This is a genomic window from Streptomyces sp. NPDC058701 (assembly GCF_042715295.1).
Taxonomy (GTDB): domain Bacteria; phylum Actinomycetota; class Actinomycetes; order Streptomycetales; family Streptomycetaceae; genus Streptomyces.
The window spans coordinates 1-12,497 of sequence record NZ_JBHXSY010000044.1 but is presented as its reverse complement, the minus strand read 5'-3'; the positions used below and the strand labels follow the sequence as shown (position 1 = coordinate 12,497).

Annotated in this window: 13 protein-coding genes and 1 pseudogene; 8 read left to right on the top strand and 6 right to left on the bottom strand. The window is 74.7% G+C overall.

Annotation, left to right across the window (positions count from 1 at the left end):
• Positions 1-3: 3 nt before the first annotated feature.
• Complete coding sequence (locus ACFWW8_RS31445; protein WP_386534388.1) at positions 4-795, top strand: spermidine synthase; 792 nt, start codon at positions 4-6, stop codon at positions 793-795.
• Here the strand turns inward: ACFWW8_RS31445 and ACFWW8_RS31440 are convergent.
• Together ACFWW8_RS31440 and ACFWW8_RS31435 are read right to left on the bottom strand one after the other, a co-directional pair.
• The gene (locus tag ACFWW8_RS31440; RefSeq protein WP_386534287.1) at positions 782-2,089 is read right to left on the bottom strand and encodes an MFS transporter; all 1,308 of its coding nucleotides are present in this window, start codon (positions 2,087-2,089) and stop codon (positions 782-784) included. The genes ACFWW8_RS31445 and ACFWW8_RS31440 overlap by 14 nt on opposite strands.
• Before the next feature lie 70 nt (positions 2,090-2,159).
• Positions 2,160-3,191: a hypothetical protein gene (locus ACFWW8_RS31435; RefSeq protein ID WP_386534284.1), complete on the bottom strand. Its 1,032-nt coding sequence runs from the start codon at positions 3,189-3,191 to the stop codon at positions 2,160-2,162.
• 110 nt (positions 3,192-3,301) lie between these two features.
• On the opposite strand from ACFWW8_RS31435, the gene ACFWW8_RS31430 reads away from it, so the two are divergent.
• Positions 3,302-3,739, top strand: coding sequence for a DUF4442 domain-containing protein (locus tag ACFWW8_RS31430; protein WP_386534386.1), 438 nt, complete (start codon positions 3,302-3,304; stop codon positions 3,737-3,739).
• A 105-nt stretch (positions 3,740-3,844) separates the two neighbouring features.
• Here the strand turns inward: ACFWW8_RS31430 and ACFWW8_RS31425 are convergent, their stop codons facing one another.
• Positions 3,845-4,684 carry a hypothetical protein gene (locus tag ACFWW8_RS31425; RefSeq protein ID WP_386534281.1) on the bottom strand — a complete coding sequence of 280 codons (840 nt, stop codon included), beginning with the start codon at positions 4,682-4,684 and terminating at the stop codon, positions 3,845-3,847.
• A 183-nt stretch (positions 4,685-4,867) separates the two neighbouring features.
• Here ACFWW8_RS31425 and ACFWW8_RS31420 point away from each other — a divergent pair, with 183 nt between their 5' ends.
• The 3 genes from ACFWW8_RS31420 (at position 4,868) to ACFWW8_RS31410 (ending at position 8,429) form a co-directional block, all read left to right on the top strand.
• Positions 4,868-5,068, top strand: coding sequence for a type II toxin-antitoxin system VapB family antitoxin (locus ACFWW8_RS31420; protein ID WP_383929470.1), 201 nt, complete (start codon positions 4,868-4,870; stop codon positions 5,066-5,068).
• 117 nt (positions 5,069-5,185) lie between these two features.
• Complete coding sequence (locus tag ACFWW8_RS31415) at positions 5,186-7,708, top strand: beta-glucosidase (RefSeq protein WP_386534279.1); 2,523 nt, start codon at positions 5,186-5,188, stop codon at positions 7,706-7,708.
• A 58-nt stretch (positions 7,709-7,766) separates the two neighbouring features.
• On the top strand, positions 7,767-8,429 hold the full coding sequence (locus tag ACFWW8_RS31410; protein WP_386534276.1) for a DedA family protein: 663 nt from the start codon (positions 7,767-7,769) through the stop codon (positions 8,427-8,429).
• Positions 8,430-8,526: 97 nt separating this feature from the next.
• Here ACFWW8_RS31410 and ACFWW8_RS31405 read toward each other — a convergent pair whose 3' ends face one another.
• Positions 8,527-9,072 carry a gamma carbonic anhydrase family protein gene (locus ACFWW8_RS31405; protein ID WP_386534273.1) on the bottom strand — a complete coding sequence of 182 codons (546 nt, stop codon included), beginning with the start codon at positions 9,070-9,072 and terminating at the stop codon, positions 8,527-8,529.
• Between the two features lie 193 nt (positions 9,073-9,265).
• On the opposite strand from ACFWW8_RS31405, the gene ACFWW8_RS31400 reads away from it, so the two are divergent.
• Positions 9,266-10,033: an acyltransferase gene (locus ACFWW8_RS31400; protein WP_386534270.1), complete on the top strand. Its 768-nt coding sequence runs from the start codon at positions 9,266-9,268 to the stop codon at positions 10,031-10,033.
• Between the two features lie 9 nt (positions 10,034-10,042).
• Here the strand turns inward: ACFWW8_RS31400 and ACFWW8_RS31395 are convergent, their stop codons facing one another.
• Positions 10,043-10,909: an EamA family transporter gene (locus tag ACFWW8_RS31395; RefSeq protein ID WP_386534267.1), complete on the bottom strand. Its 867-nt coding sequence runs from the start codon at positions 10,907-10,909 to the stop codon at positions 10,043-10,045.
• A gap of 106 nt (positions 10,910-11,015) precedes the next feature.
• Here ACFWW8_RS31395 and ACFWW8_RS31390 point away from each other — a divergent pair, with 106 nt between their 5' ends.
• Positions 11,016-11,630 carry a helix-turn-helix domain-containing protein gene (locus tag ACFWW8_RS31390; protein ID WP_386534384.1) on the top strand — a complete coding sequence of 205 codons (615 nt, stop codon included), beginning with the start codon at positions 11,016-11,018 and terminating at the stop codon, positions 11,628-11,630.
• Between the two features lie 105 nt (positions 11,631-11,735).
• Here ACFWW8_RS31390 and ACFWW8_RS31385 read toward each other — a convergent pair whose 3' ends face one another.
• Positions 11,736-12,140: a CoA-binding protein gene (locus ACFWW8_RS31385; RefSeq protein ID WP_386534264.1), complete on the bottom strand. Its 405-nt coding sequence runs from the start codon at positions 12,138-12,140 to the stop codon at positions 11,736-11,738.
• Positions 12,141-12,314: 174 nt separating this feature from the next.
• Between ACFWW8_RS31385 and ACFWW8_RS31380 the strand changes: the two are divergent.
• Positions 12,315-12,497 (top strand): annotated as a pseudogene (locus tag ACFWW8_RS31380) (hypothetical protein); the annotation flags it as partial.

Below are 12,497 nucleotides of genomic sequence, written 5' to 3'. Positions count from 1 at the left end.
CTGATGCCGGACGTGGACCGGGACCGGGCTTGGCTGCTGACCGTCGACGGGGCGCCGCAGTCGTACGTGGACCTGGACGACCCGGAGCACCTGGAGTTCGAGTACGCCCGCCGCCTCGCGCACGTCCTGGACGCGGCCGCGGAGCCGGGGCGCGCGCTGGACCTGCTGCACCTGGGCGGCGGCGCGCTCACCCTGCCGCGGTACGCCGCGGCGACCCGGCCGGGATCGCGGCAGACGGTCGTCGAGTTCGACACGGGCCTGGTGGAGATGGTCGCCGAGCATCTGCCGCTGCCGGCGGACGCCGGGGTGACGGTGCACGCGGCCGACGCCCGGACCTGGCTGGAGGCGGCGCCCCAGGCGAGCGCGGACGTGGTGGTCGCCGACGTGTTCGGCGGCTCGCGGGTGCCGGCCCGGCTGACGTCCGTGGAGTACGCGCGGGAGGCGGCGCGGGTGCTGCGGCCCGGCGGGCTGTACGCGGCCAACCTGGCGGACGGGGCGCCGTTCGGCTTCCTGCGCGGGCAGCTGGCCACCTTCGGGGCGGTGTTCGGGGAGCTGGCCCTGATCGCGGAGCCCGCGGTGCTGCGGGGGCGGCGGTTCGGGAACGCGGTGCTGCTGGCGTCGGACGGCGGCCTGCCGGTGGCGGAACTGGCCCGGCGCTGCGCCTCCGACGCGTTCCCCGCCCGGGTGGAGTCCGGGGCGAAGCTCGCCCGGTTCGCACGGGGGGCCGGGACGGTCGCAGACGCGGAGGCGGTGGGCTCGCCGGAGCCGCCGGAGGGCGCGTTCAGCCTGGGGTGAGCGAGCCGGCCGGCTCGACGGCGTGCACCGGGGCCGGGCCGGCCGGCCCGGCCTTGCGGGTGATCCGGCGTACGTCCGGCACCAGCAGCACCGCCGCGGTGGGCAGCAGGACCAGGACCGCGCAGCCCCACAGCGCGGGGGAGCGGCCGAAGGCGGACTCGACGGGGCCCGCGAGGGCGGTGGCCAGCGGCGTCATCGACAGCGAGCCGAACCAGTCGTAGGCGGAGACCCGGGAGAACTTCTCCTCGGGGATCTCCTGGTGCAGGGTCGTCATCCAGTTGACGCCGAACACCTCGATCGAGATCCCGCTGACGAGCATGACCACGCACAGCGCCCAGACGGGCAGCGGGATCGCCAGCCCCGCCGAGGGCAGCGCCATCGGGAACACGCAGAGCGTGCCGACGAGGAGCAGCCGGCGCGGTTTCCACACCATCATCAGCACGGCCCCGCCGATGGTGCCGAGGCCGAAGAAGGCCAGGGCCAGGCCCCACGGCGCCGCCCCGCCCAGTTGGTCCCGCGCGACCAGCGGCCCGTACACCGCCTCCGCGGCGCTGATCACGCCGACCACGACGGCGAACTGGAGCACGATGCTCCACAGCCACGGCCGGGACCGGAACTCCACCCAGCCCTCCCGCAGGTCGGACAGCAGCCCGCCGCCCGGCTCGCGTTCGGGGATGTGGCTGACGTCGAGGAAGGCGCGCATCGCGCCCGCCACGGCGAAGGCGGCCGCGTCGACGGCGAGCACCCAGCCCGCACCGAACGCGGCGATCATGGCGCCGCCGAGCGCCGCGCCGCCGATCCCGGCGCCGTTCATGGACATCCGGAACAGGGCGAACGCGCGGTTCGCGTGCTCGCCGGAGACGGTGGACAGGAGCATGCCCTCGGCGGCCGGGTTGAAGAAGGCCGTACCGGTGCCGCACAGGGCGGTCAGCAGCATCATCTGCCACAGCTGCGGATCGCCGGCCAGGACCAGCAGCGCGAAGGCGGCCTGCGAGACGCAGTTGAGGGCGTTGGCCGCGACCATCACGCGGTGCCGGGGCAGCCGGTCGGCGATCGCCCCGCCGACGAGCAGGAACAGCACGAGCGGCAGGGTACGGGCGGCCGTGACCAGACCGACGTCCCAGCCGGAGCCCCCGGTCTCCAGGACCGCGAAGGAGGCCGCGATCAGCGCCCCGTGGCTGCCCAGGTTCGTGACGACCGCGGCGCCCGTCAGCAGGCCGTAGTTCCGGCCGGCCCACTCGGGGCGGCGGCGGCGCGCGGGCGTACGGGGCGGGGCGGCTTGGGAAGGACTCACCCCCGGACTATCCACGGGCCGGGCCGAGAATCCAAACGGATGGTCGGCCCGGTCCGAGGGCGGCGGGAGATCAGCCCGTGGAGAGGCGGACGGTGCTCAGGATCTTTTCGAGCGTCGCCTGGGGGACCTCGTCCGGAACCCCGGCGGCGCTGTAGAGGACCCAGCTGGAGAAGTCACCGTTCGTGGTCTTGAAGCTGAAGGCGATGGACTTGCCGTCGGAGGAGCACTTGTTCTCCTTGGCGATGCCCTGCGCGGTGGCGGTCGCCATGTGGCCCGTGAGCCCGGAGGAGGTGGTGTACTCCTTCGGGTCGGAGACCTTCACGGTGCCTTTCGGCGCCTTCTGCGCGTATCCGGCGAACGCCCAGGTGCCGGCCTCGTTGCGCACGGCCTCGGCGGTGTCCTTGGCGCCCTGCCCGCCCTTGGTGCCGGTGCCGGCCAGCGAAGTCGTCTCCTCACTGCCGTTCTTGTCGGAGTCGACCTTGCACCAGTCCTCCTTGAGGTAGGCGGGGCCCGACATCATCACGACCGGGCCGCCGTCGTTCTTCACCTCGTCCTCGAAGCCGATCGACGTGCCCGATCCCAGCACGTTCCACTCCGGCGGAACGTCGAAGGCGGTGCCGTACTTCGGGTTGAGGACCACCTTCCAGCCCGGGACCACCGGCTGGACGTCGCCGCCGGCCCGCGGGTTCGGGCTGGTCCCCGCCGGGGCGGGCGCGGAGGACGGCGGGGCGGAGGAGGACGCGGCGGGCTTGCCGTCCGCCTCGTTCGTCCTGTCGTCCCGGGTCAGGACGAAGGCGCCGGTGGCGGCGGCGGCCACGACGACCGCCGAGGCCGCGACGATGGCCACCGTCCTGGTGGAGTAGGGGCTGCCGCCACCGCCGGGCGGTTGCGGAGCCTGCTGGGGCTGTCCCCAGGGCTGGACCGGCGGCGGCGTCTGGTACCCCTGCTGGGGGTAGCCGTAGCCGGGCTGCTGCTCACCGTATCCGGGCTGCTGGTACGGGTTCGGCTGCCCCGGCTGTCCCGGCTGCTGCTGGTACGGGTTCTCTTGCGCGTCCTGGGGGTTCTGCTCGCCCCCGGGCGGCTGCTGCTGTCCTGGCCACATGGCCGGTAACCATAGTGGGAGTGGTCCCCGGGGGCCACGGCCGCCCCCGGCCCGACTCTGGCCAACCGTATCTACTCATGGGTAACATCCGGGTCATGAGCGCAGACCAGATGAACGTGGGCGACATGCTCGCCGCGACGGTGCCGATGGCACGGACCCTGAACCTCCAGTTCCTGGAGACCACCCCCGAGCGCGCGGTCGTCCGGCTTCCGGACCAGCCCGACTTCCACAACCACGTCGGCGGCCCGCACGCGGGCGCCATGTTCACCCTCGCCGAGTCCGCGAGCGGCGCGATCGTCCTGGCCGCCTTCGGCGACCAGCTCTCGCGCGCGGTGCCGCTGGCCGTGAAGGCCGAGATCGGCTACAAGAAGCTCGCCAAGGGCGTCGTCACCGCCACCGCCACCCTCGGCCGCCCGATCGCGGACGTCGTCGCCGAGCTCGACGCCGGCGGCCGCCCCGAGTTCCCCGTCACCATCGCCATCCAGCGCGAGGACGAGGCCGTGACGGGCGAGATGACCGTCGTGTGGACGCTGCGCCCCAACGCCTAGTCCCCCGGTCCGGCCCTGGCTCCCGGTCCGGCCCGGGCGCCGGACCGCCGCGAGGCCCCCGCCCCTGCCGGGCGGGGGCCTCGCGGCGTTGCGGGCGGTCGCGGTTCAGCCCCGGCGCCAGCGGTTGCGCCCGTCTGAGCCCGGTCCGCAGACGAGCGGGGTGCCGGCGGAGGTGACGGCGACCGCCCCGGCCGGCGCGCAGAACGAGCCCGCGCGCTTGACCGGCGTACTGCTGTCGCTGTCGCCGTCGCCCGCCCCGCCGGAGGCCGTGGATCCACCGTCGTCGGACTCGTCCTGCGGGGGCTGCGGGGGCGGCGGGGGCGTCGGGGTGGGCGTCGGTACCGGCGCCGGACTCGGGCGCAGGTCCGTGCCCTCGCGGGTCGGGCACGGGGTCCCGCGGGCGGCCAGGTGGACGGTCGGGGCGGCGAGCCGCGCCGCGATCGGGGAGCCGGGCGACAGTCCCTGGAGGCAGACGGTCCAGTCCGCGTGGGGCGTGGCGAGGGCGACGTCGCGGTAGGCGCTGAGCGCGCTCAGCCCGGTCCCGCCCCCGTCCTGCACGGCCTTCTCGGCCTCGGCGAACGACTTGCCCACCACGGACGGCATCCGCGGCTCGTCCGGCGCGGACGGGGACGGGGAAGGCGGGGACGGCGGAGCCGGGCTGGAGGAGGCCGGGGGCGTCGCCGCCGGGGCGGCCACCGGCAGCGCCTTGGCGTCGTCCGGCTTCTCCGGCGGGTCCGTGACCAGGAACAGCAGGAACCAGAGGCCGGAGAGCACGGTCGCGACGATCTTCTTGCCCCGGCTCCAACGGCTCGTCCACGCCAGCACGATGCCGGCCGGCGGCAGCAGGACCAGCGCCGTGACGATCAGTGCGGGGTGGTGCCACCAGCGCCGGACGGACGGCGCGGGCGTGAAGCCGTACGGGTGCGGGTGCGGTGGTGGGTACACGGGGCTCCAGTGCGGGCGGAGGGGGAGGGGCGCACCCGCCCCAGGGTGACAAAACGTGCCAGCGGGGGTGTGCGTAGGGAGACCGTAGTGGCAGCGACCGGTCGCCGGTGGGGGAACGGGGGAACCGGCGGCCGCGCTGCGGCTAGAGTCCCTCGCACGACGACTGCGACGAAGGGGGTACCCGTGGCCAAGGTCAACATCAGTCTCGACGCCGAACTGGTGGTGGAGGTGATGGTCCTCGCCGGGGTCGGCTCTCCGCAGGACGCGGTGGAAGCCGTCGTACGGGACTACATCGCGCGCGGTCACCGCACCGAGGCGCGGGTCCAGCGGCAGGACGAGCCCCGGCGGGTCGCCGACGCCGTGGAGCAGCCGCCGCAGGGCTGAACCTCGGTGCTCCGGTGGCGCGTCTGACCCGGCCCGGGGGTCGGGCGGCGCACAGTGGGCGGCGGGAGCGGTCCGGCGCGGGCCGCTCCCGCCGCCCGACGCCGCAGGAGAGCGCCCATGAGCGAGGCCGTTTCCAGACGTTCCGCGATCCGGCTCCTCGCGGGGGCGGGCGCCGCGCTCGGGGCGGCCGGCTGCGCGCCCACCGTGCCTCCGGGCGCGGGGCGGGGCACGGCGCCGCCCGCGCCCCCGGCGCCCGCTCCGGGAGCCCCCGGCGCCGGACCCGCCGACGCCGCCGCCCGCGTGGAGTCCCTGCTGGAGCGGCTCACCCTGGAGGAGAAGACCGCCCTGCTGCACGGCGGCCGCGACCCGGCCCCCCTGGGGCAGGCCGGCTACGTACCCGGCGTCCCCCGCCTGGGCATCCCGGCGCTGCGGCTCGCCGACGGGCCCGCCGGCGTGCGCGTCGCCCGGCCCGCCACCGCGCTGCCCGCTCCGGTCCTGCTCGCCTCCGCGTTCGACCCCGCCCTGGCCCGCGAGTACGGGAGGGTCCTCGGACGGGAGGGCCGCGCACTCGGCCTGGACGTCCTGCTCGCGCCCATGGCGAGCCTCATCCGCACCCCGTACGCCGGACGCAACTTCGAGACCTTCGCCGAGGATCCGCGCCTCACCGCCGACCTGGTGGCCGAAGTGGTCCGCGGCATCCAGGACGAGGGGCTCATCGCCGCCGTCAAGCACTTCGCCCTCGGCAACCAGGAGAAGGGCCGCGACACCGTCGACGTGATCGCCGCCGAACGGACCCTGCACGAGACCGAGCTGCGCGGCTTCGAGGCGGCCGTGGCCGCCGGCGCGGGCGCCGTGGTGGGTGCGTACAACAAGGTCAACGGCGTGTACGCCTGCGAGAGCCGACCGCTGCTCGACGAAGTGCTGCGCGGGGCTTGGGGGTTCGACGGCTGGGTGATCTCCGAGCGCGACGCCGTCCACAGCACCGTCGCCGCCATCGGCGCGGGCCTCGACATGGAGATGCCCGGCGCGACCCACTTCGGGGCGCCGTTGCGCGAGGCGGTGCGCGGCGGCTCCGTGTCCCAGGACACCGTCGACCTCGCCGTGCACCGGCTCCTGAGCACCCTGGACCGCTTCGGGCTCCTGACCGACCGCCCCGCGGCGCGGCCCGCCCGGGACGCCGCGGCCGGCGCCCGGACGGCCCGCAAGGTGGCCGCCGCCGGAGCCGTGCTGCTGCGCAACGAGCGCGGCACGCTGCCGCTGACGGGGGAGGCCGCCCGCTCCGTCGCCGTCATCGGCCCCACCGGGCAGGTGCCCTTCGTCAGCGGCGGCGGCAGCGCCCACGTCGTCCCCGACGCGGCCGCCGCCCCGCTCGCCGCGATCCGGCAGCGGGCGGGCAAGGGCGCGACCGTGCGCTACGCCCTCGGCGAGGACCTGTACGGGCGCCCCCTCCCGCCGGCGCTCCTGCGGCCCGCGGCCGACCTCGACGACCGCAGGGTGGAGGCCGGGCGGACCTGGAGCCACGAGGGCACCTTCACGCTCGCCGCCGCCGACGAGTGGACCCTGCTCGTCCACTACACCGGGCAGCGGCCGAGCGTGCGCCTCGACGGGGAGGAGCTGTTCCCCGTCCGGCAGGGCGTGGCGGAGCAGTTCGCGGGCGGGCTGCTCGCCGCCGCGCCCGACGGGCTGACCGTCCGCCGCCGCACCCTCGCCCTCAAGGCCGGCCCCCACCGGCTCGCCGTGTCCGCCCGCGGCGGCGCCGCGGGCCAGCGCTTCCGGCTGCGGCTCACGACGGGGGCGACCCGGGCGGCGGACGTCGCCGAGGCGGTGAAGGCGGCCAAGGCGGCCCGCAGCGTGGTGCTGTTCGCCTACGAGGACGCCACCGAGGGCACCGACCGGACCTCGCTGGCGCTCCCGGGCGGGCAGGAGCGGCTCATCGAGGCGGTCGCCGCCGCGAACCCGCGCACCACCGTCGTGCTGAACACCTCGTCCGGTACGACCATGCCGTGGCTCACCCGTACCGGCGCCGTCCTCCAGACGTACTACCCGGGGCAGGAGGGCGCCGGGGCCACCGCCGACATCCTCTTCGGGGACGTGGACCCGGGCGGGCGGCTGACCCAGACCTTCCCCGCCGACGAGGACGCGACCCCGGTCGCCGGGAACCCGCTGCGCTACCCCGGGGTGGGCGGTCGGCTGGAGCACACGGAGGGAGTGCACGTCGGCCACCGCTGGTACGACGCGCAGCATGCCGTCCCGCTGTTCCCGTTCGGGCACGGGCTCTCGTACACCACGTGGCAGTACGAGAAGCTCGCGGTCCGGCCGGAACACGGCGGACTGCGGGTGGAGTTCACCGTCCGCAACACCGGGCGCCGCAAGGGCACCGAGGTGGCCCAGGTGTACGTCGGCCCGTCGCCGGAGCTGAAACTCGACCAGCCGGTGCGCACACTGGCCGGATACCGGCGGCTGACCCTCGCGCCGGGCGAGGCGCAGCGGGTCACCGTCACCGTCGATCCGAGGGCCCTGTCCTCCTGGGACCCCGAACGGCACGCGTGGGTGCTGGGCGGCGGCCACCGGGAGGTGTTCGCGGGCCGCTCGTCGCGCGAACTGCCACTGAGGTCAAAGACGGTGCTGAGCAGCCGGTAGGCTGCCCGCTCGGCGTGCCACAGGGGGCGCGCCGGAGTCGACTCGGGAGGACGTACCGGTGCACATCCAGGAATGGCTGGAGACGATTCCGGCGGTCAGCGTCTATCTCCTGGTGGGTCTGGTCATCGGGCTGGAGAGCCTCGGCATCCCGCTGCCGGGAGAGATCGTCCTCGTCAGCTCGGCGCTGCTGGCCTCGCAGCACGGAGACATCGACCCGGTCGTGCTCGGCGCCTGCGCGATCACCGGGGCGATCGTCGGCGACTCGATCGGCTACGCGATCGGGCGCCGGGGCGGCAAGCCGCTGCTGGAGAAGCTCGGCCGGCGCTTCCCCAAGCACTTCGGGCCCGAGCACGTGGCGCTCGCGGAGCGCTCCTTCGAGAAGTGGGGCATGTGGGCCGTCTTCTTCGGGCGGTTCGTGGCGCTGCTGCGGATCTTCGCAGGTCCGCTGGCGGGCGTGCTGCGCATGCCCTACTGGAAGTTCCTGATCGCCAACGTCTTCGGCGGCATCCTGTGGGCCGGCGGCACCACGGCCGTCGTCTACTCCGTCGGCATCGTCGCGGAGCCCTGGCTGAAGCGGTTCTCCTGGGCGGCCCTGCTGCTGGCGGTGCTCTCGGGGCTCGCCGTGACGCTGGTGGTGCGCAGCCGCATGAAGAAGGCGGCCGCGGAGGTCCGCACCGCCGCGGAGGCTCCTGAGCCGGTCCCGGCCGGCGTCGCCGACTGATCCGGCCGGCCCGACGCGGCCCCGGTCGCGGGCGTCGGCGTCCGCGACCCGTTCCGAAGGGCGGGGGCGCGGACCCGGCACGATCCGGAAGAGAAGCCTAGACCTCCGGGGTCACCGCGGCGCGGTGCTGCTTCGCCAGCTCCAGGTACATCGCCGCGTTGAGCTTGAGGCCCTCGCGCTCCTCCCCGGTCAGCTCGCGCCGCACCTTGGCCGGGACCCCCGCGACCAGCGACCCGGGCGGCACCACCATCCCCTGCGGGACCAGCGCCTGCGCGGCCACCAGCGAACCGGCCCCGATCACCGCGCCGTTGAGCACGGTCGCGCCCATGCCGATCAGGCAGTCGTCCTCGACGGTGCAGCCGTGCACGACGGCGTTGTGGCCGATGGAGACCCGTTCGCCGATCGACACCGGGAACCCGGGGTCCACGTGCACTGTGCAGTTGTCCTGGACGTTGCTGTCCGCGCCGAGCGTGATCGGTCCGCAGTCGGCGCGCAGCACCGCGGAGTACCAGACGCTCGCCCCGGCGGCCAGCGTGACGTCGCCGATGACGACGGAGGTGGGCGCCGTGAAGGCCGTCGGGTCCACGGAGGGGCTCTTCCCGCCCACGCCCGCCACCAGTGCCCGGGCCGACTGCTGCGTCATGTGCTCTTCCTCTGCCTTCGCTTGTCTCCGCCCGTACGCCCGCGTCCGCCGTCCGGCACGGCCGGCGTCGCGCGTACGGGTACCTGCCGCGCTACCGGCACCGTAGGGCACGCGCCCGCGCGCTCCCGCGATGGGGTGAACATCACAGGTCCGCCGCCCGGATGCCCGCCGCCCCGCCCACTACCGTGGCCGGGTGCCGAAGAACCAGAACACGTTCTCATCCCTCGCGGCCCTGCGCCGCAGGCTGGCGAACCGCGCGGTCCACGCCGGCTGGCGCTGGATGCAGCGGGCCGGCGCGGTGACCGCGCAGACCCCCGGGCGGCTGCGCTTCGGCGCGATCGGACACGGCACCCGGCTCGCCTTCCCGCAGGGCACGGTCTTCGGCGAGCGCTGGATCCGGCTCGGCGACCACTGCATCATCGGCGAACAGGTCACCCTCACCGCCGGGATGATGCCGGACCTCGACCTCGGCGCCGAACCGATGCTGGTGCTCGGCGACGGCGTGGTCATCGGCCGCGACAGCCACGTCATCGCCGACACCCGGATCACCATCGGGAACGACACGTTCTGCGGCCCCGGCGTGTACATCACCTCCACCAACCACAGCTACGACGACCCGCACCAGCCGGTCGGACGGCAGTGGCCGCGCAGCGCACCGGTCGAGATCGGCCCGGGCTGCTGGCTCGGCACCGGCGCCGTGGTCCTCCCGGGCGCGCGGCTCGGCCGCAACGTCGTGGTGGCGGCGGGCGCCGTCGTACGGGGCGAGGTGCCGGACCACGCCGTCGTCGCGGGGGCGCCGGCGCGCGTCGTACGGCGCTGGGAGCCGGAGACGGGCTGGCAGCCCCCGCTGCGCACGCCGGCCCCCGTGCCGATCCCCGACGGGATGACCCCGGAACAGCTGCGCGGGCTGGCCGAGCTGGCCGAGGCGGAGGCCCGCCAGGACGCGGCCCGGACGGTCTAGGGACAGCCCTCAGCCCGCGGCCAGCAGGACCGTGCCCGCCAGGGCCAGGCCCGCGCCCGCCGCCTGGACGGTGCGCAGGCGCTCCTTGAGCACGGCGAAGGCGGCGAGCGCGGTGACCACCGGGTAGAGCGAGGACAGTACGGCGGCGACGGTGACCGGGCCGCTCTGGGCGGCGACGGAGTAGGTGCCGTTCGCCGCGACGTCCGCGAGGCCGACGAAGGCGAGGGCCGGGAGCAGGCCCCACAGGACGCGCGGTCCGGTGCCCGCCGGGAGGGCGGGGATGCCGCGCCGGGTCTGGACCCACAGGGCCGTGCCGCCCACGGCGACGTTGGTGACCCGCTGGACGAACAGCGCGAGGAACAGGCCGGTGAGGGTGGTGGAGGCGTGCGAGATCAGTGCCATCACCGCGCCGAAGCCGAACGCGGCGACCAGGGTGAGGACGACGGCCCGCCGCTGGACGGGCGCGCCGCGCAGTTCCGGTCCGCCCGCCAGGACGATGCCGACGACGGCCACCGCGATGCCGGCGAACTGGCCGGGGCCGGGCCGTTCACCCAGCGCCAGTCCGGCCGCGACGGGCACCACCACGCCCACGGAGCCCAGCGGCGAGACCACGCCCATGGGCCCGAGCGCCAGGGCCTTGTAGAAGCTGAGCATGGCGACCGGCCCGACGACGCCGGCGGCCACCGCGAACCAGAGCCCCGGTCCGGCCTCGCTCCAGGCCCCGGTGGCCAGGACGACGGAACCGAGCACCACGACGGCGACGACCTGGGAGACCACGACCACCGTGAGGGCCGGGATCCGGCGGGTGAGCAGCCCGCCGCCGAAGTCGGCGAGACCCCACAGCACGGCTGTGGCCAAGGCGAAGAGGGCGGTCATGGCGGGGACCTCGCAGTACAGTGCATTGAACGTTCGAGTACAGGGCACGGTAGTTCACTCTGCTGCACTCTGTCATTCACGATATTGGACTGAAGGGTGATGGGTCCTGTCCGACCTCGAAAAGCTCACGCAGTCGCTGGCCGCGAACCTCAAGCGCTGGCGCGGTGAGCGAGGCTTCACGCTCGACGCGCTGGCGGCCCGGGCGGGCGTCAGCCGGGGCATGATCATCCAGATCGAGCAGGCCCGGACGAACCCCAGCGTCGGCACCACCGTCCGGCTGGCCGACGCGCTCGGCGTCAGCATCTCCACGCTCCTCGACCACGACCGGGGGCCCCAGGTCCGCGTCGTCCCGCCGGAGCAGGCCGTACGGATCTGGAGCAGCGCAGCGGGCAGCTCCACGACCCTGCTGATCGGCACCGACGAGCGCGGTCCGATGGAGCTCTGGACCTGGCACCTGGTGCCCGGGGAGAGCACCGAGTCGGCCCCCCACCCGTCCGGCACCATCGAGATGCTGCACGTCACGGCGGGCGAGCTGACGCTGGTGGTCGGCGAGGAGGAGTTCCGGGTACCGGCCGGGGCCGCCGCCGCCTTCGAGGCCAACGCGGCGCACTCCTACCGCAACGACGGCCCCGTCCCCATGGAGATGACGCTCGCCGTGGCGGTCCCGCCCGTGTCGCCGCCGGTCCCCGCACCCGCCCGGAAGGCGGGCGCGGCGCACTGACGCGGCGCACGGGCCAGGTGCCGCGCACTGACGCGGCGCGGCGCACGGGCGGGGTGCCGCGCACCGCCGGCGCGGTCCGGCGGCCGCGGCGGACCTTCGCCCGGACTACAGGGCCGGGATCTCGATGGCCGGGCAGCGGTCCATGACCATCGCCAGGCCGGCCTCGCGGGTGCGCGCGAAGGCGGCCTCGTCGATCACGCCCAGCTGGAACCACACGGCCCCGGCCCCCATCGCGACCGCCTCGTCGGCGACCGCCCCGGCGAGCCGGCTGTTCACGAAGACGTCCACCACGTCGACCTTGAAGGGGATCGCCTCCAGCGAGGCGTACCCGGGCTCTCCGTGAACCGTCTCCGCCTTCGGGTGCACGGGGATCACGCGCTTGCCGAACCGCTGGAGGACGCGGGCCACCCCGTAGGCCGCGCGGTCCTGGTTGTTCGAGAGGCCCACCACGGCCCAGGTGTCGCCGACTTCGGTGAGGATCTTGCGGATGGTTGCCGGATCGCCGTACACGTGCGCCGCCTCCTGCTGCTCTGGACTGCCGTTCCTGGTCGCCTGCTCTGCGGATCAACCGAAAAGACACATGTCCGATTCCCCGTAGACACCTCAGGGTCCTAACTCGTCAAGCTGCGCCCTTCAGCCCGCTGTGTAGCCTGTCGATCTGTTCGAACGGGATGAGGGTGGGACGTGGAGAAGCTGGTGGAGGGGGCCGTCACGGAGGCACTTCATGACGGGGGGAGCGAGGCGATCCGCCTGTTTGTCGCCGCCTGCACCGAACGCATGGCGCCACTGTTCGTGAGCCTGAGGGCCGGCGCGCCGGGCCGCGAAGCCGACCTGGACTTCTATGCGGAGTCCGTTCGCGATCTTTGG

What these genes read in the sequence shown, in the direction of transcription:
- ACFWW8_RS31445 (WP_386534388.1), top strand. Translation starts at nt 4, where the DNA reads ATGCCGGACGTGGACCGGGACCGGGCTTGGCTGCTGACCGTCGACGGG.
- ACFWW8_RS31435 (WP_386534284.1), bottom strand. Translation starts at nt 3,191, where the DNA reads ATGTGGCCAGGACAGCAGCAGCCGCCCGGGGGCGAGCAGAACCCCCAG.
- ACFWW8_RS31430 (WP_386534386.1), top strand. Translation starts at nt 3,302, where the DNA reads ATGAACGTGGGCGACATGCTCGCCGCGACGGTGCCGATGGCACGGACC.
- ACFWW8_RS31415 (WP_386534279.1), top strand. Translation starts at nt 5,186, where the DNA reads ATGAGCGAGGCCGTTTCCAGACGTTCCGCGATCCGGCTCCTCGCGGGG.
- ACFWW8_RS31405 (WP_386534273.1), bottom strand. Translation starts at nt 9,072, where the DNA reads ATGACGCAGCAGTCGGCCCGGGCACTGGTGGCGGGCGTGGGCGGGAAG.
- ACFWW8_RS31395 (WP_386534267.1), bottom strand. Translation starts at nt 10,909, where the DNA reads ATGACCGCCCTCTTCGCCTTGGCCACAGCCGTGCTGTGGGGTCTCGCC.